Source organism: Geodermatophilus sp. SYSU D01106 (genome assembly GCF_054049995.1).
Genome location: NZ_JBJGYM010000028.1, coordinates 1 through 21962, shown reverse-complemented (window position 1 = coordinate 21962; position 21962 = coordinate 1). Strand labels below are relative to the sequence as shown.

22 protein-coding genes are annotated in these 21962 nt (G+C 76.2%); 10 read left to right on the top strand and 12 right to left on the bottom strand.

The window, feature by feature from the left end; translation table 11 throughout:
* Positions 1 to 12: 12 nt before the first annotated feature.
* A complete protein-coding gene (locus tag ACI78R_RS21275; RefSeq protein ID WP_457042182.1) occupies positions 13 to 948 on the bottom strand; it encodes a CPBP family intramembrane glutamic endopeptidase in 936 nt (311 codons plus the stop codon).
* Positions 949 to 1046: 98 nt separating this feature from the next.
* On the opposite strand from ACI78R_RS21275, the gene ACI78R_RS21270 reads away from it, so the two are divergent.
* The 3 genes from ACI78R_RS21270 (at position 1047) to ACI78R_RS21260 (ending at position 4006) form a co-directional block, all read left to right on the top strand.
* The gene (locus ACI78R_RS21270) at positions 1047 to 1424 is read left to right on the top strand and encodes a hypothetical protein (RefSeq protein WP_073417769.1); all 378 of its coding nucleotides are present in this window, start codon (positions 1047 to 1049) and stop codon (positions 1422 to 1424) included.
* A 52-nt stretch (positions 1425 to 1476) separates the two neighbouring features.
* Positions 1477 to 2997 carry a malic enzyme-like NAD(P)-binding protein gene (locus ACI78R_RS21265; protein WP_457042181.1) on the top strand — a complete coding sequence of 507 codons (1521 nt, stop codon included), beginning with the start codon at positions 1477 to 1479 and terminating at the stop codon, positions 2995 to 2997.
* Positions 2998 to 3151: 154 nt separating this feature from the next.
* Positions 3152 to 4006, top strand: coding sequence for an Fpg/Nei family DNA glycosylase (locus tag ACI78R_RS21260; RefSeq protein WP_073417771.1), 855 nt, complete (start codon positions 3152 to 3154; stop codon positions 4004 to 4006).
* Positions 4007 to 4040: 34 nt separating this feature from the next.
* Here the strand turns inward: ACI78R_RS21260 and ACI78R_RS21255 are convergent, their stop codons facing one another.
* Positions 4041 to 5516, bottom strand: a complete 1476-nt coding sequence (locus ACI78R_RS21255) for a GAF domain-containing protein (RefSeq protein ID WP_457042180.1) — start codon at positions 5514 to 5516, stop codon at positions 4041 to 4043.
* A gap of 285 nt (positions 5517 to 5801) precedes the next feature.
* Here ACI78R_RS21255 and ACI78R_RS21250 point away from each other — a divergent pair, with 285 nt between their 5' ends.
* Positions 5802 to 6788 carry a LacI family DNA-binding transcriptional regulator gene (locus ACI78R_RS21250; RefSeq protein ID WP_457042179.1) on the top strand — a complete coding sequence of 329 codons (987 nt, stop codon included), beginning with the start codon at positions 5802 to 5804 and terminating at the stop codon, positions 6786 to 6788.
* A gap of 3 nt (positions 6789 to 6791) precedes the next feature.
* On the opposite strand, the gene ACI78R_RS21245 is transcribed toward ACI78R_RS21250, so the two are convergent.
* Positions 6792 to 8000: an MBL fold metallo-hydrolase gene (locus tag ACI78R_RS21245; protein WP_457042178.1), complete on the bottom strand. Its 1209-nt coding sequence runs from the start codon at positions 7998 to 8000 to the stop codon at positions 6792 to 6794.
* Between the two features lie 62 nt (positions 8001 to 8062).
* Between ACI78R_RS21245 and ACI78R_RS21240 the strand changes: the two genes are divergently transcribed.
* A complete protein-coding gene (locus tag ACI78R_RS21240) occupies positions 8063 to 8221 on the top strand; it encodes a hypothetical protein (RefSeq protein WP_457042177.1) in 159 nt (52 codons plus the stop codon).
* A 115-nt stretch (positions 8222 to 8336) separates the two neighbouring features.
* Here ACI78R_RS21240 and ACI78R_RS21235 read toward each other — a convergent pair whose 3' ends face one another.
* Positions 8337 to 9575 carry a Rieske 2Fe-2S domain-containing protein gene (locus tag ACI78R_RS21235; protein WP_457042176.1) on the bottom strand — a complete coding sequence of 413 codons (1239 nt, stop codon included), beginning with the start codon at positions 9573 to 9575 and terminating at the stop codon, positions 8337 to 8339.
* Between the two features lie 164 nt (positions 9576 to 9739).
* On the opposite strand from ACI78R_RS21235, the gene ACI78R_RS21230 reads away from it, so the two are divergent.
* Together ACI78R_RS21230 and ACI78R_RS21225 are read left to right on the top strand one after the other, a co-directional pair.
* Entirely contained in the window at positions 9740 to 10135 is a 396-nt protein-coding gene (locus tag ACI78R_RS21230) for a DUF485 domain-containing protein (protein WP_073417781.1), read from the top strand.
* Positions 10128 to 11774, top strand: coding sequence for a solute symporter family protein (locus ACI78R_RS21225; protein WP_217651084.1), 1647 nt, complete (start codon positions 10128 to 10130; stop codon positions 11772 to 11774). The genes ACI78R_RS21230 and ACI78R_RS21225 overlap by 8 nt, the downstream gene beginning before the upstream one ends.
* A gap of 129 nt (positions 11775 to 11903) precedes the next feature.
* Here the strand turns inward: ACI78R_RS21225 and ACI78R_RS21220 are convergent, their stop codons facing one another.
* From ACI78R_RS21220 to ACI78R_RS21210, 3 genes are all read right to left on the bottom strand, one after another.
* Complete coding sequence (locus ACI78R_RS21220) at positions 11904 to 12182, bottom strand: hypothetical protein (protein WP_457042175.1); 279 nt, start codon at positions 12180 to 12182, stop codon at positions 11904 to 11906.
* A gap of 116 nt (positions 12183 to 12298) precedes the next feature.
* Positions 12299 to 13159, bottom strand: coding sequence for a manganese catalase (locus ACI78R_RS21215; RefSeq protein WP_073417785.1), 861 nt, complete (start codon positions 13157 to 13159; stop codon positions 12299 to 12301).
* Positions 13160 to 13280: 121 nt separating this feature from the next.
* Positions 13281 to 14018 carry a sensor histidine kinase gene (locus tag ACI78R_RS21210; protein WP_457042174.1) on the bottom strand — a complete coding sequence of 246 codons (738 nt, stop codon included), beginning with the start codon at positions 14016 to 14018 and terminating at the stop codon, positions 13281 to 13283.
* 56 nt (positions 14019 to 14074) lie between these two features.
* On the opposite strand from ACI78R_RS21210, the gene ACI78R_RS21205 reads away from it, so the two are divergent.
* On the top strand, positions 14075 to 14779 hold the full coding sequence (locus tag ACI78R_RS21205) for a response regulator (protein ID WP_245794212.1): 705 nt from the start codon (positions 14075 to 14077) through the stop codon (positions 14777 to 14779).
* A gap of 105 nt (positions 14780 to 14884) precedes the next feature.
* Here the strand turns inward: ACI78R_RS21205 and ACI78R_RS21200 are convergent, their stop codons facing one another.
* Positions 14885 to 16420 (bottom strand): PH domain-containing protein, encoded by a 1536-nt coding sequence (locus ACI78R_RS21200; RefSeq protein ID WP_457042173.1) that lies wholly within the window; start codon positions 16418 to 16420, stop codon positions 14885 to 14887.
* Entirely contained in the window at positions 16417 to 16932 is a 516-nt protein-coding gene (locus ACI78R_RS21195; protein ID WP_073419402.1) for a PH domain-containing protein, read from the bottom strand. Before ACI78R_RS21195 ends, ACI78R_RS21200 begins: the two co-directional genes overlap by 4 nt.
* 69 nt (positions 16933 to 17001) lie before the next feature.
* Between ACI78R_RS21195 and ACI78R_RS21190 the strand changes: the two genes are divergently transcribed.
* A complete protein-coding gene (locus ACI78R_RS21190) occupies positions 17002 to 17331 on the top strand; it encodes a rhodanese-like domain-containing protein (RefSeq protein WP_457042206.1) in 330 nt (109 codons plus the stop codon).
* A gap of 9 nt (positions 17332 to 17340) precedes the next feature.
* Here ACI78R_RS21190 and ACI78R_RS21185 read toward each other — a convergent pair whose 3' ends face one another.
* From ACI78R_RS21185 to ACI78R_RS21175, 3 genes are read right to left on the bottom strand one after another with little or no spacing between them, the layout of a single operon-like run.
* Entirely contained in the window at positions 17341 to 18957 is a 1617-nt protein-coding gene (locus ACI78R_RS21185; protein WP_073417794.1) for a long-chain fatty acid--CoA ligase, read from the bottom strand.
* A 32-nt stretch (positions 18958 to 18989) separates the two neighbouring features.
* Complete coding sequence (locus tag ACI78R_RS21180) at positions 18990 to 19652, bottom strand: DNA alkylation repair protein (protein ID WP_457042172.1); 663 nt, start codon at positions 19650 to 19652, stop codon at positions 18990 to 18992.
* Complete coding sequence (locus tag ACI78R_RS21175) at positions 19649 to 20857, bottom strand: cytochrome P450 (protein ID WP_457042171.1); 1209 nt, start codon at positions 20855 to 20857, stop codon at positions 19649 to 19651. Before ACI78R_RS21175 ends, ACI78R_RS21180 begins: the two co-directional genes overlap by 4 nt.
* 45 nt (positions 20858 to 20902) lie before the next feature.
* On the opposite strand from ACI78R_RS21175, the gene ACI78R_RS21170 reads away from it, so the two are divergent.
* Entirely contained in the window at positions 20903 to 21838 is a 936-nt protein-coding gene (locus tag ACI78R_RS21170) for a DUF5926 family protein (protein WP_457042170.1), read from the top strand.
* Positions 21839 to 21962: the final 124 nt, after the last annotated feature.

Sequence of the window (21962 nt, the reverse complement as noted above, 5' to 3'; positions counted from 1 at the left end):
CCCGTCGCCGGGTCAGCCGGCGACCGTGCCGCCGCCGGGCGCCCGCCGCAGCGGGGCGACCCGCCACCAGGCGAGGGCGGCCAGCAGCAGGGTGACCGCGCCCATGGCGCCGGTCTCGGTGGAGAGCCACTCGGTGGGCCCGCTGTCGGCCGTGAGGGGCGCGAGCACGTGGTAGAGCAGCGCGTTGAGCACCGCGTGCGCCAGCACGCCCGGCCAGATGCCCCAGCGCAGCTGCATGCTCGCGAGCACCGCGCCGAGCGAGGTCGTGCCCAGCGTCAGGCAGGCCAGCGCGAAGACCACCGGGACACCCGCGGGCGCGCCGCCGACGAAGAGCACGAGCGGCCAGTGGAACAGCGACCACGCCAGCCCGCTGACCAGCACGACGGTGCGCGGGCCCGCCACCTGCGCCAGGCGCTGCACGAGCAGGCCGCGCCAGCCGACGTCCTCGGCCAGCGCGAGCGCCACGTAGGGCAGCACCAGCACGGTCAGGCCGAGCGGCAGCACCGGGCCGACCGCGCCGGAGGCGAAGCCGGCCAGGCCGGTGACCCACAGCAGGACGCCGGCGGCCAGCGTGGGCAGCAGCGCCCACAGCCACGCGGTGCCGAGGCTGCGCAGCGACGTCCGGCGGACGCCCCAGTCCGGCCGGCGCAGCGTCCCGGTGGCGACCAGGCGGGCGACGACGGCGGCCAGCAGCGGGATGAGCGCCTGGCCGAACAGCAGCGCCTGGACCAGCGGCGGCGCCTCGTCGACGCGCGTCACGTCGGCGCCGGCGGCCGCGGCGACGGAGGTGGTGACGGAGAGCAGGACGGCGACCGTGGCGAGGAAGACGCCGATCTCCCGCCACGGGGACGGGCGGACGGCGGGCGCCGGCGCGGTGGCCGGTGCAGTGGCCGGTGCGGTGGCCTGTGGGGTGGCCGCCGCCGGGGTGGACAGCGAGGGGGAGGTCATGGCGGCCACGCTCGGTGACCGGGCTGGTCGGGTGCTGGTCGCCGGCTGGCGCGGCGCCGACCAGCGGCCCACCAGCGCGCGGGCGCACCGTGCGGGACATGGAGCCGATCGACGCCGTCCTCCCCGGCGCGCAGGTGCTGACCCTCCCGGCGGGCACCCCGGCGCACCGCTACCTCGCCCGCCGCGCCGACCTGGTGCTCGTCGTCCTGGAGGGGGCGCCGGCGCTCGCGGTCGGGGCGGGCCCGCCGCAGGCCCGCCCGGCCGGCTCGGTCGTCGTCTGCCCGCGGGGGGTGACCTGGTCGGTCGCCGGCGGCCCGGCACCCGCCCGGCTGGCCGCCGTCGGCTTCCCGTCGGGGCCGGAGCGGACGCTCGCCGCCCTCGTCGGACCGCCGCCGCTGGACGGCGCCGCTCTCGTGGCCGCCGCGGCCGACGGCGGCCTGGAGGTCGTGCTGGAGCCGCTGCGGCGGGTGCCGTGACCACTGTGACCGGAACCACGTCCGGCTCCGGTCGCGGTGTCACGATGGTCCGGTGAGCACCGACACCGCTCCCTCCACCGGCACCGCTCCCTCCACCGCCACCGGCGACAGCGCGCCCGGCGAGCCGGCCGCCGCGCCCCGCGGGCCGGTCACCTCGGCGTCCTACTCGATCACCGTGCGGCTGACCGCCGACGGCGACCCGGCGTCCATCGGCCGGATCGCCACCGCGGTGGGCACCGCCGGCGGCGCGGTGACCGCGATCGACGTCGTCGACTCCCGCTCCGACGGGCTCACCGTCGACGTCACCTGCTCGGCCGCCGACGCCGCCCACTCCGAGGAGATGGTCGACGCGCTGCGCGCCGTCCCCGGCGTGGCCGTGCGCAAGGTCAGCGACCGCACCTTCCTGCTGCACCTCGGCGGCAAGCTGGAGGTGGCCTCCAAGGTGCCGCTCAAGACGCGCGACGACCTGTCGATGGCCTACACGCCCGGCGTCGCGCGGGTGTGCCTCGCGCTGGCCGAGCACCCCGAGGACGTGCGGCGGCTGACCATCAAGGGCAACACCGTCGCCGTCGTCACCGACGGCTCGGCCGTCCTGGGCCTCGGCGACCTCGGGCCCGGCGCGGCGCTGCCGGTCATGGAGGGCAAGGCGGCGCTGTTCAAGCGGTTCGCCGACATCGACGCCTGGCCGATCTGTCTGGACACCCAGGACGTCGACGAGATCGTGCGCACCGTCGAGCTGATCGCGCCGGGCTTCGGCGGCATCAACCTCGAGGACATCGCCGCGCCCCGCTGCTTCGAGATCGAGGCCCGGCTGCGCGAGCGGCTCGACGTCCCCGTCTTCCACGACGACCAGCACGGGACGGCGATCGTCGCGCTGGCCGCCCTGCGCAACGCCCTGCGCGTCGTGGACAAGCAGCTGCCCGACGTGCGGATCGTCGTCGCCGGGGCGGGCGCCGCCGGGACGGCGATCGTGCACCTGCTGCTGGAGGCCGGCGCCGGGCAGGTGCTGGTGTGGGACCGCGAGGGCATCCTCTCGCCGGACGACGAGCGGCTGTCCCCGGCCAAGCTCGCGCTGGCGCAGCGGACCAACCCCGCGTGCACGCGCGGCGACCTGCCCGCCGCGCTGGCCGGCGCCGATGTGTTCATCGGTGTCAGCGCCGGCAACGTGCTGCCGGTCGAGGCGCTGGCCGGGATGGCCGAGCGCGCGGTGGTGTTCCCGATGGCCAACCCGACGCCGGAGGTCGACCCGGTGCGGGCGCGCCAGTACGCCGCCGTCGTCGCCTCGGGCCGGTCGGACCTGCCCAACCAGATCAACAACGTGCTGGCCTTCCCCGGCGTGTTCCGCGGCCTGCTCGACGCCCGCGCCACGGAGATCAGCACCGGCATGCTGCTGGCCGCCGCCGAGGCGCTCTCGGCGCTGGTGCGCGACGACCAGCTCAACGCCAACTACGTCATCCCGAGCGTGTTCGACCCGGCGGTGACGCCCGCGGTCGCCGCCGCCGTCGCCGACCAGGCCCGCGCCGAGCCGGGCGCGACCGCCCCCGTCACCGACCGGATGAGCTCGAGCGGCTGACGCCGGGGCTCCACCCGGGCGGGGGACGGTGATCGGCCGCGGTGTCCTCGACGAGTGGGGGCCGGAGGCTCCCGCGAGGAGCGGACGAGGGGGCTCCACCCGGGCGGGGGACGGTGATTGGCCGCGGTGTCGTCCGGAGGACGACGATGTCACCGTGCCCGAGTTGCCCGAGGTGGAGGCCCTGGCGGCGTTCCTCCGCGAGAACGCCGTCGGCCGGGTGGTCGCGCGCACCGACCTGACCGGCCTCCAGGCGCTGAAGACGTTCGACCCGCCGCTGTCGGCGCTGTCCGGCCTGGAGGTCACCGGCGCCTCCCGGCACGGCAAGTTCCTCGACCTCGAGGTCTCCGGCCTGCACCTCGTCGTCCACCTGGCCCGCGCCGGGTGGCTGCACTGGCGCACCGCCCTGCCCGCCGCGCCGCCCAAGCCCGGCAAGGGGCCGCTCGCCCTGCGCGTGCACCTCGATGACGGGAACGGCTTCGACCTCACCGAGCAGGGCACCCGCAAGGGCCTCGCCGTCTACGTCGTCCGCTCGCCGGCCGAGGTGCCGGGGATCGAGCGGCTCGGCCCCGACGCCCTCGAGGTCGACGGCGACACCTTCGCCCGGCTGATGGCCGGCCGCTCCGGCCAGGTCAAGGGCGCGCTGACCGACCAGACCCTGCTGTCGGGCATCGGCAACGCCTACTCCGACGAGATCCTGCACGTCGCCCGGCTCTCGCCGTTCAAGATGGCCGACAAGCTCACCGACGACGAGGTCCTGCGGCTGCACGACGCCGTCCGGGCGGTGCTGACCGACGCCCTGCAGCGCCAGGTCGGGCAGCAGGCGGCGACGCTCAAGGGCGAGAAGCGCTCGGGCCTGCAGGTGCACGCGCGCACCGGCCTGCCCTGTCCCGTCTGCGGGGACACCGTCCGCGAGGTCAGCTTCGCCGACACCTCGCTGCAGTACTGCCCGACCTGCCAGACCGGCGGCAAGCCGCTGGCCGACCGCCGGATGAGCAAGCTGCTGCGCTGAGAGCGGTCCGGCGGGGCGGCCCGACCGGGGCGGCTCAGCCGAGGATCTCCCGGGTCACCGCGGCCTGCTCGGTGAGCACGCCGCCGATCACCTGCTGGGTCTCGTTGATGCTGGCCACGACGCTGCTGATGGCCGTGAGTCCGGCGGTGACCCGCTCCACCTGCTGCTGGATCGCGGTCACCCGCGCGTCGACGTCGGTGGTCGCCCGCGCCGTCTCGGCCGCCAGCTCCTTCACCTCGTTCGCGACGACGGAGAAGCCGCGGCCCGCCTCGCCGGCCCGGGCGGCCTCGATCGTGGCGTTGAGGGCGAGCAGGTTCGTCTGGTCGGCGATGCCGCGGATGGTCTTGACGACCTTGCCGATGTCGGTGCTGGCCTCCCCGAGCCCGATCACCTGGTCCTCGGCCTCGGCGGCCAGCCGCTGTCCGTCGCCGGCCACCGAGGTCGCCGAGAGGACGTTGCGCTCGACCTCGGAGATCGACTCGAGCAGCTGCTGCCCGGCGAGCTCCAGCCGCTCGGCGACGGCGAACCGCTCCAGCGCCTGCCCGAGCAGGAAGGCGGCGCTGCGCAGGGCCGCGGCGCGCCCGGGGGCGAGCACCAGCGTGCGGGTGGCGAAGAAGTCCATCGTCCCGACCACCTCGCCGCCGACCAGGATCGGCAAGCACACGCCGCTCTTGACGCCTGCCCGCTGGGCGGCGGGTGCGCGGACGCAGTCGGTCACCTCGGCGAGGTCCTCGACGAAGACCAGGTCGCGGCTGCGCCAAGCCCGGCCGGACAGGCCGACGCCCTCGCGGAAGGACGCGCGCAGGGTGACGTCGCGGAACTCCTGGCCCGCCGTGCCCGACTCCAGGACGAAGTGCAGCGCGCGGTCGGCGGGGTCGACGGCCCAGTAGGAGCCGTAGGTCCAGTCGAAGCCGTTGCGGATGGTCTCCAGGGCGCGGGTGGTGGCCTCCTCGCGCGTGATGGCGGTGCTGATGACCCGGAGGAGGTCGCTGACCGCCTGGGTGTCCTCGGCGGCCCGCCGCTGCCGGACGGCGGCGGTCATCCGCTCGAGCGCCTGCGAGACGAGCCGGCCGACGGCGCGCAGGCTCTCCACCCGCTGCGGCGACGGGGTCAGCGTCTCGGTGGCGAAGAAGTCCATGGTGCCGGTGACGGCGCCGTCCTCGAGCAGGGGGAAGCAGATCCCGCTGCGCACCCCGGCCCGCTGGGCGGCGGGCGCCCGGACGCAGTCGCCGAGCTGCCCGAGGTCGGGGACGAACACCAGGTCGCGCGCCCGCCACGCGCGGCCGGCCAGCCCGACGCCCTCGCGGAAGGACGCCTCGCGGGTCACCCGGCGGAACTCCTCCCCGGCGTCCCCGGACTCGCGGACGACGCGCAGCACCTTCTCGCCGGCGTCGACCCGCCAGTAGGAGCCGTACGCCCAGCCGAAGTGCTCGCGCACCAGGTCGAGCGCGCGGCCGACGGCCTCCTCGACCGTCGTGGCACCGGCGAGCGCCTGGACCACCGCGGTCACGGCGGCCACGTCCGCCCGCGCCTCGGCTGCGTCGCGCTCATCCTGTCCGGGCCGTGCGGCCCGTCCGAACCGTGCCATCGCGAGTCCTCCTCGACGTCGTCAACCCCTTCCTCGGCATCGGTGGTGCGTTGTTGAGTTCGAAACAGTCCGATCGCGCCCGATCGGATGACAAGCCACAGAAACGGACATGTCTCGTTCCACCTGTCCTGGTCGGCCGTCGGGCTGGGAGCGGTCCCAGCCCGCGGAGGGGGTCCGCCGGCGCCCCGGGGGTGGTACGACGGACCCGTGGCAGAGCGGCCGCCTCCCGTGGTGACCCTGGAGCACGTCGCGCGCGCGGCCGGGGTCTCGCGCGCGACGGTGTCCCGCGCGGTCACCGGCTCCGGGCCGGTGTCGGCCGACGCCCTGCGCCGGGTCCGCGCCGCCGCCGAGGCGCTGGGCTACGTGGCCGACCCGATCGCCCGGGCGCTGGCCCGCGGCACGGGCACGCGGCTCGTCGTCGCCATGACCGGCACCTCCGACGCGGTGCTGGACTGCGCCTACACCGGCCGGGTGCTGAGCACCGCCGCCCGCCTGCTGGCCCCCGAGGGCCTGGGCGTGGCGCTGCGCCGGCTGCCGCTGCACGCGCCCGCCGCCGAGCTCGACGCGCTCGCGCGTGACCGCACCGTCGACGGCGTCGTCCTGGTGAACACCACCGCCGAGGAGCTGGCCGCGGTGCCCCGGGAGCTGCGCGGCCGGGTCGTGTCGATCGGGGTGGGCAGCGCCGTCGTCCCCTCGGTCGACGTCGACGCCGCCGCGGCGGCCGCCGCCTCCGTCGCGCACCTCGTCCGGTCGGGGCGCCGCCGGATCGCGATGGTCACCGGCCCGGAGTGGCTGCCGTGCACCCGGCGGCCGGTGGCGGCCTTCCGCGCCGCCGTCGCCGCGGCCGGGCTGCCGGTGCGCACGGTCCCGGGCGGGTTCGACGCCGCGGCCGGGGCGGCCGGCGCGGAGGAGGTGCTCGCCCGGTGGCCCGACACCGACGCCGTCCTCGGCAGCTGTGACGACGTCGCCCTCGGCGTCCTCGCCGTCCTGCGTCGGCACGGCCGGCAGGTGCCCGGCGACGTCGCGGTCACCGGCTTCGACGACGCGCCGCTCGCCGAGGTCACCGACCTGACGACGGCGACCCACCCGGTCGAGCGGATCACCGACGCGGCCGTGCGGGCGGTGCTGACCGGCGCCCCGGCGGACGGGACGCTGTTCTTCCCCTCCGAGCTGGTCCTGCGCCGCAGCGCCTGACCGTCAGCCGGCGAGCAGCGAGGTCAGGCGCGACAACAGCCGGGCGAACACCGCGCCGCCGACGCCGGCGTCGTCGTCGGCGGTCCGCTCCTCCCCGGCGGGGTCGACGGCGCTCCACCAGTCCTCCAGCGGCGGCGGGGCCAGCACGTCGACCCGCTGACCCGGGCGGGGCACGAGCACCGGCACGTCGGGGCCGACGGCGGCCAGCAGCCGCTGCACCGGCTCCGCCCAGCGGTGGAAGGCCAGGTTGAACGTGGCCCAGTGCACCGGCAGGAGGGCGCGGCCGCCCAGGTCGCCGTGCGCGCGCACCGCCTGCTCGGGGTCCATGTGGATGTGCGCCCACGCGTCGTTGTAGGCGCCGATGGGCAGCAGCGTGAGGTCGAAGGGGCCCAGCCGCGCGCCGATGCCGGCGAAGGCGGGCGTGTAGCCGGTGTCGCCGCCGAAGAACACGCGGTGCCGCGGCCCGGCGACCACCCAGGACGACCACAGCGTGGTGTCGCGGGTGAGGTAGCGGCCGGAGAAGTGCCGCGCCTCGGTGCAGGTGATCGTCAGGTCGCCGACCGTCGTCGCGCCGTCCCAGTCCAGCTCGACGACGCGGTCGGCCGGGACGCCCCAGTGCCGCAGGTGCACGCCGACGCCGAGCGGGACGACGAACGGCGCGTCCTGCTGCTCGACCAGGGCCCGCACGGTGGGCAGGTCCAGGTGGTCGTAGTGGTCGTGCGAGATCAGCACCGCGTCGACGCGGGGGAGGGTCTCCACCGGGGCCGGCGGCTCGTGCAGGCGGGTGGGGCCGAACACCGGCGACGGCGAGACCCGGTGGCCCCACACCGGGTCGACCAGCACGCGGGCGCCATCGACCTCCAGCAGCGCGCTCGAGTGCCCGAACCAGGTGACGGCGAGCTCGCCGGCCTCGGCCGGGATCTCCGGGCGGGCCAGCGGCACCGGGCCGGCGGGCAGGCCGACGTGCCGGTCGTCGTGCCACTGGCGCAGCAGTCCGCGGCGGGCGTTGGGCGGCGGCAGCGCCGGCGTGGGCAGCGTGTTGGAGAACCGGCCGCCCGACCACTGCGGGGAGCCGGCCACCGTCGAGCGGATCTCGCGGCGCCCGGCGCCGATCGCCGTCGGCAGGCCCCACGCGGCGCGGGCCAGGAAGCCGGCGGGCAGGGCGAGGGCGGCGGTCAGGGCGATGCGACGGGCTCGGCGCGGGGACGGCACGCCCTCCAGCATCCCAGCCGTCACCGGGTGCCGGCCGGGAGCGCCGGGGTCATGCTCACCACGTGGCGGCCGACGGAGACCGGCGGGTGCCCGTCCCCGATGACGAGGGCGGCGACCCGGCGTGCTGGCTGGCGCGGGTCTGCCCCGCGTGCGGCCGGCTCGCCGACGAGGACCCGCCCACCCGCTGCCCGGCGTGCGGCGAGGAGCTCCCCGCGGACTGACGCCCGCCTCGGCTCGCTCCGGTGACGTCCTGGCTCACCGCAGCGCGTCCTGGCTCGCGGTCGGCGGTGAGCCAGGACGCGGCACGATCAGGCCACCTGATCGTGCGGCGCGAGGTCAGCGGCCGGCGGCGAGGTCGGCGAGCGCGCGCCGCAGCGCCACCCCGGCGGCGTCGGCGCGCACGTGCAGCTCCGCACGCAGGTCCAGCGGCAGGCCCGGGCTCTCCAGCTGCGCCTGCAGGTCGAGGTCCTCGTCGAGCGCCCGCGCCTCGGCGGCCACAGCGGCGGCGACGTCGTCGGGCCCGGGCAGCGGCGCCCCGGGAGGCGCGGCGAGCAGCACGCAGGCGTGCACGCGGGTGGAGTCGGCGTCCTCGGGTTGCAGGAGGACCAGCAGCGTCCGGGAGGAGCCGTCGTCGAGGTCGGTGCGCTCCCGGAGCAGGAACGGGGCGCGGAACTCCGAGGTGACCCGCCGCCCGTCGCCCGTCCGCTTGACCGTGAACCCGCCGGGCTCCGCGGTCACCGTGCCGCCGGCGACCTCCGGCTCGCCGCCGTCCGCGTGCACGAACGGCAGGTGGGCGACGTCGAGGAGCGCGTCGGCGAGCGTCGCGGCGGGGCCGGCCGACCGCGCCGGCGGCAGCCAGCCGCGCACGAACCGCCGGTCGCCGTCCTCGGGGACCACGAGGTCGGCGCCGCGCGGCTCGGCCGGCGCCAGCCAGACGACGCCGAGCCGCTCGCGCACGCCCCACGCCGGCGGGTCGGCGATCACGCCGGCGGCGGTGCGCGACAGCGTCCACGTGCGCCCGAGCAGCCGCACCTGCAGCCAGCCGCCGGGGCGCAGCTCCCGGGACAGCGCGACGGGGTGCCAGGCGTGCTCGAGGGCGGGGTGCAGGTTGCCGAGCACCGGACCGGCCGGCGGCGCGGGGGCGGGCGCCGTCTCCGGGACGGGGGCGGCCGACGGCGCCGGGGGCAGGCCGACGGCGGTGCGCTCGGGCGCCAGCCAGACCCAGCCGTGCCGCTCCTCGACCGCCCACGGGACGGCGAGGTCCGCGCGCGGGGGCGCTGAGCCGTCGGGGCCCAGCGACGGCACGTCGACGCAGCGGCCGTCGCCGTCGAACCGCCAGCCGTGGTACGGGCACTGCAGCCGGCCCTCCACCACGGTGGCCGCCGCGAGCGGCACCAGCCGGTGCGGGCAGCGGGCGGGGAAGGCGCTCACCTCCGCGCCCGGCCGCAGCCGGACGACGACCCAGGACCGGCCGCCGGCGCCCACCGGCACCGGCGTCGTCCCCACCTCGGCGGCGCGCGCCACCGGGAACCAGCCCGCCGACCGTGCGGTCGACGGCATCCGCGTCGCGGTCATGACCCATTGCAGCGCCGCCGCGCTACCGGCGCGTTCCGCGAGGAAGAAGCTCAGGTCACGGCCCGGCCTCGAAAGTTTCGGTGGTACGCGACGCAACCTCTCGACCCCTAAGGTGAGCGCGGTCACAAGACCAGTGGCGTTCCGGATCGACGAGGGAGCAACCCGTGACAGAACCCGCCGAACGGCGGTTGCTGACGCCGGAGGAGTACCGGCAGGCGCAGGACTCGCCGGAGTTCACCGAGCTGCGCAGGCGCTTCCGGCGCTTCGCCTTCCCGATGACCGTGGCCTTCCTGGCCTGGTACCTGCTCTACGTCCTGCTCTCGACCTACGCGCCGGACTTCATGTCCACGCAGGTCTTCGGCAACGTGAACCTCGGCGTCCTGCTGGGGCTGGGGCAGTTCGTCTCCACGTTCGTGATCACCCACCTCTACGTGGCGCACGCGAACCGCAGGACCGACCCCATCGCCGACGAGATGCGCGAGCGGCTCGAGAGCCACCAGTACGCCGGCTCCGGCCGCACGGGCACCGACATCAGCAAGGGCGGTGCCACGCGTGCCTGACACCACCGTGCTCGCGGCGGACGCCACCATCGGCAGCCCCGCCGTCAACATCTCGATCTTCGGCGCGTTCGTCCTGATCACCCTGGTGATCACGTTCCGCGCCAGCCGCAACAACAAGAGCGCGGCCGACTACTACGCCGCCGGCCGCAACATCAGCGGCACGCAGAACGGCCTGGCCATCGCCGGCGACTACCTGTCCGCGGCGTCGTTCCTGGGCATCGCCGGCGCGATCGCCGTCTACGGCTACGACGGCTTCCTCTACTCGATCGGCTTCCTCGTCGCCTGGCTCGTCGCGCTGCTGCTCGTCGCCGAGCTCATGCGCAACACCGCGCGGTACACGATGGCCGACGTCCTGGCCTTCCGGATGCGGCAGGGCCCGGTGCGCACCGCGGCGGCGATCTCCACGCTCGCGGTGTCGCTGTTCTACCTGCTGGCCCAGATGGCCGGCGCCGGCGGGCTGGTCACCCTGCTGCTCGGGGTCACCGGCGAGGCGGCGCAGGCGCTCGTCGTCGTCCTGGTCGGCGCCCTGATGATCATCTACGTGCTGGTCGGCGGCATGCGCGGCACCACCTACGTGCAGATCATCAAGGCCACGCTGCTCATCGCGGGCGCCCTGGTCATGACCCTGTGGGTGCTGACGGAGTTCGGCTTCAACCTCTCCTCGCTGCTCGGCGACGCGCAGTCGGTGGCGGTCGAGGGCCGCGACGTGCTCGCCCCGGGTGCGCAGTACGGCGCCACCGGCACCTCGAAGCTCGACTTCGTCTCCCTGGGCCTCGCCCTGGTGCTCGGCACGGCGGGCCTGCCGCACGTGCTCATGCGCTTCTACACCGTGCCGACGGCGAAGGACGCCCGTCGCTCGGTGGTCTGGGCGATCTGGCTGATCGGCGTCTTCTACCTGTTCAGCCTGGTGATCGGCTACGGCGCGGGCGCGCTCGTGGGCCCCGAGCGGATCCTCGGCGCCCCGGGTGCGGTCAACTCCGCCGCGCCGCTGCTGGCCTTCGAGCTGGGCGGGACGATCCTGCTCGGCATCATCGCCGGCGTCGCCTTCGCGACGATCCTCGCGGTGGTCGCCGGGCTGACGATCACGGCCTCGGCCTCCTTCGCGCACGACGTCTACGCGTCGGTGATCAAGAAGGGCCAGGTGTCCCCGAACGGGGAGGTGAAGGTCGCCCGCATCACCGCGATCGTCATCGGGGCGATCTCGATCGGCCTGGGCATCCTGGCGCTGCAGGCGGGCCTGAACATCGCCTTCCTGGTGGCGCTCGCCTTCGCGGTGGCCGCCTCGGCGAACCTGCCGACGATCCTCTACACGCTGTTCTGGAAGCGGTTCACCACCCAGGGCGCGCTGTGGTCGATGTACGGCGGCCTCATCGCGTGCATCGTGCTGATCGTCTTCTCGCCGGTCGTGTCCGGTGCCCCGGTCAACCCGGCCACCGGGCTGTCCCCGTCGCTGTTCCAGGACGTGGACTTCCACTGGTTCCCGCTGAACAACCCGGGCATCGTGTCGATCCCGCTGTCGTTCTTCCTCGGCTGGCTCGGCTCGATCCTGTCCAAGGAGAAGCCGGACCTCGACAAGAACGCCGAGCTCGAGGTCCGCTCCCTCACCGGGATCGGTGCCGAGAAGGCCGTCCAGCACTAGCGGAAGGACCCCCTGGCCCCCCACCCCTCGCTCCGCTCGGGGCGGGCCCCTGCCAGGGGGCCGGTTCCAGCACCTCACCGGCCGAGGCGCGCGTCCCCACCCGGGGGCGCGCGTCTCGCGCGTCCGGGATCAGGCGGCGCGGACGGCGGGGACGGCGTCGGGCAGGGGGGCCGGCAGCGCGTCGGGCAGGGCGTCCGGCAGCGCGGCGTCGACCGCGGTGACGGCCGAGCCGGTCGAGCGGGCGGCGCGGCGCGAGCGCTGCACCGCGAACCGGGTGCCGAGGGCGGCGGCGACGACGAGGCCGGCCAGGGCCTCGCGGACCGAGCCGGTGGCGGCGGCCGCCACGGCGACGGCGAGCGCCGCGGCGTAGACCGCCGTCAGCAGGACGGCGGGGGAGGGCAGGTGCACGGGGGACCTCCGGGGGACTGCCGGTCGAGCGGGGGACGCGCCCGCCGGGCCGGCGGCCGGGCTGCGGACAGCCCGGCCACCGGCGCGGCCGCGGCGCGGGGTGCGAGGTCAGCGCCTCACTTGAGCAGGTCCTTGGCCTTCTGCAGCATCGTGTGGGCCTCGGTCTGCGGGGTGCTGTACAGCCGCGGGTCGCCCGGGGGGAGGACCGGGGCGTCGGCGGTGGCCTCGATCGCCGCGGCGCGGAACTCGCTCCGGCCGTCGATCGACGGGCCGGAGGCCCAGCGGCCGTTGGCGGCCTCGGGGCCGTCGGAGGCCTGGATGAAGGTGTAGCCCAGGTCGCCGATCTCCTCGTCGAGCGGGAAGGCCTCCGGCACCGGGAGGCCCTCGATGCCGTCCTCCTTGAGCTGCTCGACCGCGGCGAGCCACTGCTGCTGGTGCATGTGGTCGCGGGTGATCAGGAAGCGGAGCATGTCCTTGACGCCCGGGTCGTCGGTCATGTTGTAGAGCCGGGCGACCTGCAGCCGGCCCTGCATCTCCGCCGTCGCGTTGTACATGAAGTCGGCGTAGAGGTTCCCGCTGGCGGTCACGTACGCGCCGGTCCACGGGTTGCCCATGCTGTCCATGTAGGACGCCGCCTGGCCGTTCTGGATCAGGTGCTGCGGGTTGTGCTGCCCGTAGCCGGCGGCGGCCTCCTTGGTGCGGTCGGCGGCGTCGGGCTTGAGCGGCGCGTGGTCGAGCAGCCGGTCGATCATCGTGATGATCATCTCGACGTGGGCCAGCTCCTCGGTGCCGATCGAGAGCAGCATGTCCTTGTACTTGCCGGGCAGTCGGCAGTTCCAGCCCTGCAGCAGGTACTGGGTGGCGACGGTCATCTCGCCCCACTGACCGCCGAGGATCTCCTGCATCTTGCGGGCGAAGTCCGGGTCCGGGCCGTCGGGCTTGGCCTCGTACTGCAGGGCGTGGGTGTGCGTGAACACGGGCTCTCCTCGGGGCGTCGTCGCGTCGCCGCCGCTGCGGTGACACCTCCGTTCTGCCCCCGCCCGCTGGCCCACCCGTGCCGTCCCGTGGCCCCCCGGTGCCAGATCGTCCGGAACCCCCTCAGCGGTCCGGGAGGTCCACCCGGAGGGTCAGGCCGGCGCCGGTCACCGCCCAGACGACGGTGCCGCCGAGGTCGTGGGTGTGCCGCTGCACCGACCACAGCCCCAGGCCGGTCAGGTCCACCGGCGGGACGTCGCGGCGCAGGTACTGCACGACGCGGTGCGGGTGCGCGACGTCCTGGGTCAGCGACAGGCGCACGACGCCGCCGCGGCTGGTCACCGCCAGCACCACGGGGGCGCCGTCGCCGTGCCGGTGGGCGTTCTCCAGCAGGTTGGTGAGGATCCGCTGCACCCGGGCGTCGGCCACCCGGACGTCGGCGGCCCGGTCCTGCAGGGCGAGGCACAGCTGCCCGGCCGGCAGGCCGGAGGCGGACACGGCGGCACGGACGACGTCGCCGAGCAGCCGGCCGCCCGTGCGACGGGTCGCCCCGCCGGTGGCGTCGGCGGTGCGCAGCATCGACGACAGGTGCGCGGTCTGCGCGCGGGCGAGCTCCAGCAGCTCCGGACGGTCGGCGGGGACGCGGTCGAGCGTGCCCAGCAGCGCCTCCAGCGAGGCCAGCGGGCTGCGCATGTCGTGGCACATGGCCCGGAGCAGCGCCGTCTCCGGGGTGGGGGGCAGCTCCTGCTCCGGGCGCCGGCGGCGGGTGGCGCGCACGACGTGGTCGCGCACCACCCGGGCGAGGTCGGGCAGCAGCCCGCTGGGCCGCTGCGTGCGCGGGGTGTCGGGGGCGAGGGTCACGGGCACCTCCGGGGTGCGTGCGGCCGGCGGAGCCGGCCGCGGAGGACGGGAGGGTCGTGGGGTCGACCGACGCCGGGGCTGGGCGCCACGGGCAGATGGGCGGGCACGTGGACGTGGTGGTCGTCGACGACCACCCGCTGTTCAGCCGGGGGCTCTCGCTGCTGCTGCCCGGGGTGAGCGAGGGCCGGGTGCGCGTCGTGGCCACCACCGACGACGCCTCGGCCGCCGCGGCCATGGTCAGCCGGCACCACGCCGACGTCGCCGTCGTGGACCTGCACATGCCGCCGCCGGGCGGGGTTCGGGCGATCGCGGCCATCCGCCGCGCCGACCCGATGGTGCGCGTGGTGGCGCTGTCGGGGCTCGCCGAGGCCGACGCGGCGCTCGAGGCGCTGCGGGCGGGCGCGGCCGGCTTCCTGCCGAAGACCGCCGACCCCGAGCACCTCGTCCGCCCGCTGCTGGCGGTCCTCGACGGCTGGTCGGTGGTGCCGGAGGCGCTGCTGCGCCAGCTGCTCGACGAGGCCGCGCCGACCGGTGAGCAGACCGTCGCCGACCGGCTCACCAGCGACGAGCGCCGGCTGTGGCGGCTGGTCGCCGACGGCACGAGCACCGTCGACATCGCCACGACGCTGCACGTCTCGGAGCGCACCGCCAAGCGGCTCGTCGCCTCGCTGCTGCGCAGCCTGGGCGTGGCGACCCGCGTGGAGGCGGCGGCACTCGCCGGCCGCGCGGGCCTCCGGAAGGGGACCGACGGGCCGGGCTGAGCAGGAGCCGGCTGTGCGGGGGGCATCGCGCCCCCGCTACCCGGGCGCATGATCGACACGCCCGCGTTCCGGAAGGTGGCCCCGACGGGCCAGCGGGACGCCGGGTCAGCCGGCGGCCGGCGGGGCGCCGTCGCCCGCCGCGGCGGCCCACGGGCCGGACGCCGCCACGGTGAACGCCGCGACCTCGGCGGCGGCCATGTCCACGGCCGCGTAGCCGCCGGCCCCGGCGCCCACGCAGGCGGTGACCGTGGCCAGCCCCGCCCGCCGCTGGAAGAACGTCTGCCGGACCGTCCAGCCGACGACGGCGCGGCGCTGCAGCACCGCCTGCTCGCGCACGAGCAGGCCGCTGCGCACGCTGAACGACCGCGGCCCGGCGGCGTGCCCGAGCGCGGCGTAGCGCCCGAGCCCCAGCGGCACGCCGAGCACGGTGAGCGCGATGCCGGCGGCGAGCAGGCCCCAGAAGCCGGTGCCGGCCGACAGCCAGGCCCCGCCCGCGGTGACGACGAGGCCGGACAGGACCGCGCGGAACACGGCCCGCCGGCGCGCGGCGGGCGGGTGCGGCCGCAGCGGGCCGGGGTCGTCGACGAGCACGCCGAGCAGCCGCACCGCCTCCGGCCGCGGGCCGAGCGGGAACAGCTGCCCCCGCCGGTTGGCCGCGCCCAGGCCGGTGACCAGCGCGTTCACCCGGGCCGCACGCACCAGCCGCATGCCCAGGCCCTCGGCCAGCGTGCCGCCGCGGACCCGGTCGACCTCCAGCTCGGTGTGCCGGCGGGTGAGCAGCCCGCGCACGGCCACCAGCGACCCGCCGCGGCGCACCAGCCGGAAGCCCCAGTTGACCACCGCCGCCCCGAGCACCGCCCCGACCGCGAGCAGCGCCAGCCCGGCCACCACGGCGACGGCCACCACGCCGCCGGTCAGCTCCGGGCCGTCGAGGTCGGGCCGCAGGTCGCGCGGCAGCTCCTGCAGCAGCCGCGACAGCGCCCCGACGGCGGCCAGCGGCACCGCCAGGTAGCTCGCGACCAGCGGCGCGTACAGCAGCCAGCGCGGGTCGAAGCGGGCGAGCTCCTCCTCGGGCGGCTCCTCGAACGGCGCCTCCGGGTCGGCGCCCGGGGGCACGGGCCGGGCCGAGCGGCGGTGGGTGAGCACGGAGACGCGCAGCCGGTCGCCCTCGGCCCGCGGGACGCCGTCGACCACCACCTCCTCGTCGCCGTCGGTGCCCACCCCGGCCGCGGCGTCGATGCGCACCCGGACCAGGCCGAACAGCCGGTGCAGCGCGGGCGCCTCCACCTCGACGCCGCGGATGCGGTCGTTGGGGACGGTGCGCACCGAGCGGGCGAGCAGGCCCCGGGTGACCACCACCGCGGCGGGGGTGTCGGCGTAGGTGGTGCGCCACCAGGTGAGCCCGGCGAACAGCAGCGACAGCGCCGTCACCGCCACCACGAGCGCGACGACGACGCCGGGCCCGTCGACCCCGACCGCGGCGACCACCGGGATCGCCGCCGGCACGACCTGCCGGGCCTGCTTGAAGGTGACGGTGTGCAGCAGCACCACGAGGGGCGACGTGCGGCGCGCGGGCGGCGGCGGGGCGGGCGGCGCGGCCACCGACGTGGTGGGCGCCGGCCAGGGGCCGGGTCCTGTCACGTGGCCTCGTCCCGCACCTGCTCGGCCCGGCGGGCCAGGTCCTCGGCGACCCGCTCGGCCACCGCCACCTCCAGGTGCGGGACCCGGACGGTGCCCTGCGACGACGCGGTCAGCACCGCGACGCTGGCCAGGCCGTAGAGCTGCTGCAGCACGCCGCGGGTGACGTCGACGGTCTGGATCCGGGCGACCGGCACGAGCGTCCAGGTGCGGGTCAGCCAGCCGGTGAGGGTGTGCACCGTCTCGGCGGTGACCTCCCAGCGGTGCACGCGGTAGCGGACCCACGGCCGGATCCCGATCGCCACGACCGCGTAGACGCCGACGAGCACCGGCAGCAGCCAGCGCAGCACCGGCACCGGGCCGCCCACCGAGGCCGGCACCAGGAGCACGGCGACGGTCACGATCGCGCCGTAGACGAGCGTGCCGACGATCCCCTCGGTCACCCAGAGCCAGATCGCGGAACGCGAGAGCGACCAGGCCGGCTCGGACACCGGGGGCGCGGGGGCGGCGGACATCACGGCCCATCCTCCCAGGACCGCGCGGAGGGCGGCCCGCGCGTCCGGGCTGGGAGGATGGGTGCCGTGATGCCGCAGCAGGTCCCGACCGTGTCCGCCGACGAGCTGCCCGCCGACGCCGTCCTCCTCGACGTCCGCGAGGACGACGAGTGGGTCGCCGGCCACGCCGAGGGCGCCACCCACATCCCCATGGGCGAGGTGCCCGCGCGCCTCGACGACGTCCCCGAGGGCGACCCGCTCTACGTCGTCTGCCGCAGCGGCGGGCGCTCGGCGCGGGTGGCCGCCTGGCTCAACCAGAACGGCTACGACGCGGTGAACGTCGGCGGCGGGATGGGCGCGTGGGAGGCGGCGGGCCGGCCCCTGGTGAGCGAGACCGGCCAGCCGCCCTTCGTCCGCTAGTCCTCCGCCTCAGGACCTCGGCGCGTACTCCGCGAAGCGGCTGCGCAGGTCCTTCTTCGAGAACTTGCCGACGCTGGTCTTCGGCACCTCGTCGATGAACTCGACGGCGTCGGGCAGCCACCACTTGGCCACCTTCGGCTGGAGGAACTCGAGGATCTCCTGCTCGGTCGCCGTCTCGCCCTCCTTGAGGACGACGCAGGCCAGCGGGCGCTCGTCCCACTTCGGGTGCGGGATGCCGACGACGGCGGCCTCCTTCACCTTCGGGTGGCTCATGATCACGTTCTCGAGGTCGACCGAGCTGATCCACTCGCCGCCGGACTTGATGAGGTCCTTGGTGCGGTCGGCGATGCGGATCGAGCCGAACGCGTCCATCGCGGCGACGTCGCCGGTGCGCATCCAGCCGTCCTCGGTGCTGAGCACGACGCCGGCGTCGGGGTTGTAGTAGTCCTGGGCGCACCACGGCCCGCGGACCTGCAGCTCGCCGGTGGCCTTGTCGTCCCAGGCCTGGGGCTCGAGCGTCTCGGCGTCGACGATCCGCGCCTCGACGCCGAGGAACGGGATGCCGGCGCGGGCGCGCTGGTCGGCCTTGGTCTCGTCGTCGGCGTCGGCGAAGCGCGGCGGCAGGATCCCGGAGGAGGCGACCGGGTGGGTCTCGGTCATGCCCCAGGCCTGCAGGATCGGCAGGCCGACCTGCTCGCGGTAGGCCTCCGACAGCGCCTTGGGCACCGCCGAGCCGCCGCAGCCGATGTCGCGCAGCTTGTGCGGCTTGCCGGCGAGGTGGGGGAGCACGCCCTGCCAGATGGTCGGGACGCCGGCGGTGAACGTGACGCCCTCATCGACGATCAGCTTGGCCAGCGCCTCGGGCTGCATCATCGGGCCGGGCATGACGAGCGAGGCGCCGGCGGCCGGGGCGGCCTGCGCGATGCCCCAGGCGTTGGCGTGGAACATCGGCACGACCGGCATCGCGACGTCCTGGATGCCCAGGCCGAAGGCGTTGCGCTGCAGCACGCCCATGGTGTGCAGGAACGTCGAGCGGTGGCTGTAGACGACGCCCTTGGGGTTGCCGGTGGTGCCCGACGTGTAGCACATCGAGGCGGCGCTGTTCTCGTCCGTGACGCGGAAGTCGACCGGCGAGGCATCGGCGAGCAGCGCCTCGTAGTCCTGGACGCGCGGGTCGTCGGGGATCTCGTTGTCCCCGCCGTCGTCCATGACGACGACGTGCTGGACGGTCTTCATCGTGTCGACCAGGGGCCAGAACAGCGGCAGCACCGAGCGGTCGACGAACACGACCTCGTCCTCGGCGTGGTTGGCGATGTAGGTCAGCTGCTCGGGGAACAGCCGGATGTTGAGCGTGTGCAGGACGCGGCCGGTCGACGGCGCGGCGAAGTACAGCTCCAGGTGGCGCTGGCTGTTCCAGCCGAACGTGCCCACCCGGCCGTCGGCGCTGATGCCGAGGGTGTCCAGGACGCCGCCCAGTCGCCGGGTGCGCTCGGCCCACTCGGCGTAGGTCACCCGTGTGACGCCGGTGGGGCTGTTGGTCGCGATCGTCCCGTCGCCGTAGTGCTGCTCGACGTGCCGGAAGATCGCGTCGATGGTGAGGGGGAAGTCCTGCATGAGCCCGCGCATGGCGGCATCGTGCCAGTGACGGCGCTCACGATCTACCGGGGAGTACGCCGGCCCAGCTCGCGCAGGACGTCGGCGGCGACCCAGCGGGCGCCGCGGCCCCCGGAGCGCAGGCCCTCGGCGGTCGCCACGGCGCGTCCGTGCAGGCCAGGGCTGCGCTTGCCCATCTGTCGCAGCGCCCAGCTCGCCCCCTTGCGGACCACCGGCCGGTCGTCGTCGGCGTGCTCGGCGACCGCCCGGAGGAACGGCTCGAACCGGTCGTCGCCGGCCCGCTTCTCGGAGACCGCGAGGCCGGCCATGACGGCGAACCCGGCCCGCTTGACGTAGGGCTCCGGCCGCGCGGCCCACGCGAGGGCGCGGTCCCGGGCGAGCGGGGTGTGCCGGACGAGGTTCTGGCAGACCTGGTCGCACAGGTCCCACGCGTCGAACCCCGCGGCCCACGCGTCGAGTTGCGCGGCGTCGACGGCCGCCGGGTCCTCGACCATGCTCGCGAGGATCCGGGCCTCGTGGACGCCCGTGTCCCACAGCGCCGCGGCGAGCGCGGAGTCGCGGCCGAGCTCCCGGGCCAGGGCGCGCAGCTCGGTCACCGTGACGCCGAGGGTCCGCGCGCCGCCGACGCCGGTGCGCGCCATGCCGGCCAGCCGCGCCGGGTCGGCCAGCTCGCGGAGCCGGCCGAGCACCGCCGCGGCGTCGGTCACCGGGTGAGGACGACGGGCAGCTCGGCCAGGCCGCGGATGACGAACTCCGGACGGCGCCGCGCCGGGCGGGCCAGCTGCAGGTCCGACGTCCGGGACAGCAGCGCGCCGAAGGAGGCCTGCAGCTCCACGCGGGCCAGCGGCGCCCCGATGCAGAAGTGCACCCCGGCGCCGAAGGAGATGTGCGGGTTGTCGGTGCGGCCGACGTCGAGGGTGTCCGGGTCGGGGAAGACGGCGGGGTCGCGGTTGGCCGCCCCGAGCAGCGCGGCGACCTTCGCCCCCGCCGGGACGGTCACCCCGCCCACCTCGACGTCCTCGGTGGCGGTGCGCTCGAACAGCTGCAGCGGCGAGTCGAACCGCATGAGCTCCTCGATCGCCGTAGGCAGCAGCGCCGGGTCCGCGCGCAGCCGCGCGAGCTGGTCGCGGTGCTGCAGCAGCGCCAGCAGGCCGTTGCCGCTCACGTTCACCGTGGCCTCGTGGCCGGCGTTGAGCAGCAGGATGCAGGTGGTGACCAGCTCGTCCTCGGTCAGCCGGTCGCCGTCGGAGTCGCGCACGGTGACCAGGTGGGTGAGCAGGTCCTCGCCGGGCGCGCGGCGCCGCTCGGCCGCGAGCTCCCGCAGGTAGGCGACGAACTCGGCGGCGGCGCGCTCGGCGGCGTCCTCCACCGCGTCGGTGCGGCCGTACTCGTACATCTTCACGATGGCGTTGGACCACGGCCGCAGCAGCGGCCGGTCGGCGGCCGGGACGCCGAGCAGCTCGGCGATGACGGCGACCGGCAGCTCCTCGGCCATCTCGGAGAGGACGTCGACCTCCGCGGTGCCGCCGGAGCGCTCGACCAGGCCGTCGACCAGCGAGTCGGCCAACTCCTGCACCCACGGCCGCAGCCGCTCGACGTGCCCGCGGGCGAACGCCGCGCTGATCAGCCGCCGCAGCCGGGTGTGCTCGGGCGGCTCCATCTCGAGGATGGCGTTGCGGTGGATCAGGTTGAACTGCCCGAACCGCTCCTCCGGCGTGCGGTCCCGCCAGATCCGGCCGAGCCGGCGGTCGCGCAGCACGGCGTTGCTCTCGGCGTGGGTGAAGGCCAGCCACAGGCCCAGGCGCTCGTCCCACTGCACCGGCGCGGTGGCGCGGGCCGCGGCGAAGGCCGGGTAGGGATCGGCGACGACGGCCGCGTCGGTCAGGTCGAGGGGGACGGCCGGCGAGGTCACGGCGGGAAGCCTAGGGCGCGAGGTCCCTTCTCTACGCTGGGCCGCATGGCCCGTTCCGCGACCCGCCGCCGTCCCGCGCCCGCGCCCGCCGCCGGTGAGATCAACCCCAAGGCCCCCTGCCCCTGCGGGTCCGGCCGCCGCTACAAGCACTGCCACGGCTCGGGCTACGCGCCGCCGGTGACCCGCCCGTTCGAGGGCCTGCCCGGCGAGCCCGACTGGGTGGCGCTGCGCGAGCTGGTGCCCGCCGCCACCGCGCCGCTGACGACCACGGACGGTCGCGACGTCACGCTCGCGAGCGTGCTGCCCGGCGGGGCGCCCGCGCTGGTGCGCAGCAACGGCGAGATCCTGCTCGGCGTCCAGCTCACCGCCTCCTCCGACGACGTGAGCCGCGACCTCGGCACGGCGCTGGCCGCGGCGCTCGAGGCCCCGGCGGGTGCGCCGGTCGACCCGGGCCCGATCGGCGCCGCGGGCTCCGCCGGCCCCCGGCTGCAGGAGCTGCTGGACCTGGAGAAGCCGCTCGAGGTGACCGTGCACGAGGACTTCGGCTTCTGGCTCGAGGGCACCGACGCCGGCGCCGCCGCCATGGCCGGCCTGCAGCAGGCCAACGAGGCGGTGCTGCCGACGGTCCGGCTCGACGGGCACGGCGCCGCGTACTGGGTGCGGCCCGGCAGCGAGCGGGCGCACCTGCGCTGGGTGCGGCCCGAGGCCGAGGAGCCGCTGCTCGACGCGCTGGCCCGGCTGTCGGCCGCCGACGAGCTGGTGCTCGGGGAGGGCACCCGCTACGCCGGTGCCTTCCGCGCCCACGGGCTGGTCGTGCCGGTGTGGGACCTGCCCGCCGACACCCCGGCGGAGGAGTGGAACGGCCCGGCCGGGGAGTTCGCCGGCCGGCTGGAGCAGGCGCTGGCCGCCTCCGGCCCGCTGTCGGCCGACGAGCGCCGCGCCCGCGCCGGGCTGCTGTCCCGCCAGGTCACCCTGCGCTGAGCCGGGGGGGGGGGGGGGGGGGGGGGGGGGGGGGGGGGGGGGGGGGGGGGGGGGGGGGGGGGGGGGGGGGGGGGGGGGGGGGGGGGGGGGGGGGGGGGGGGGGGGGGGGGGGGGGGGGGGGGGG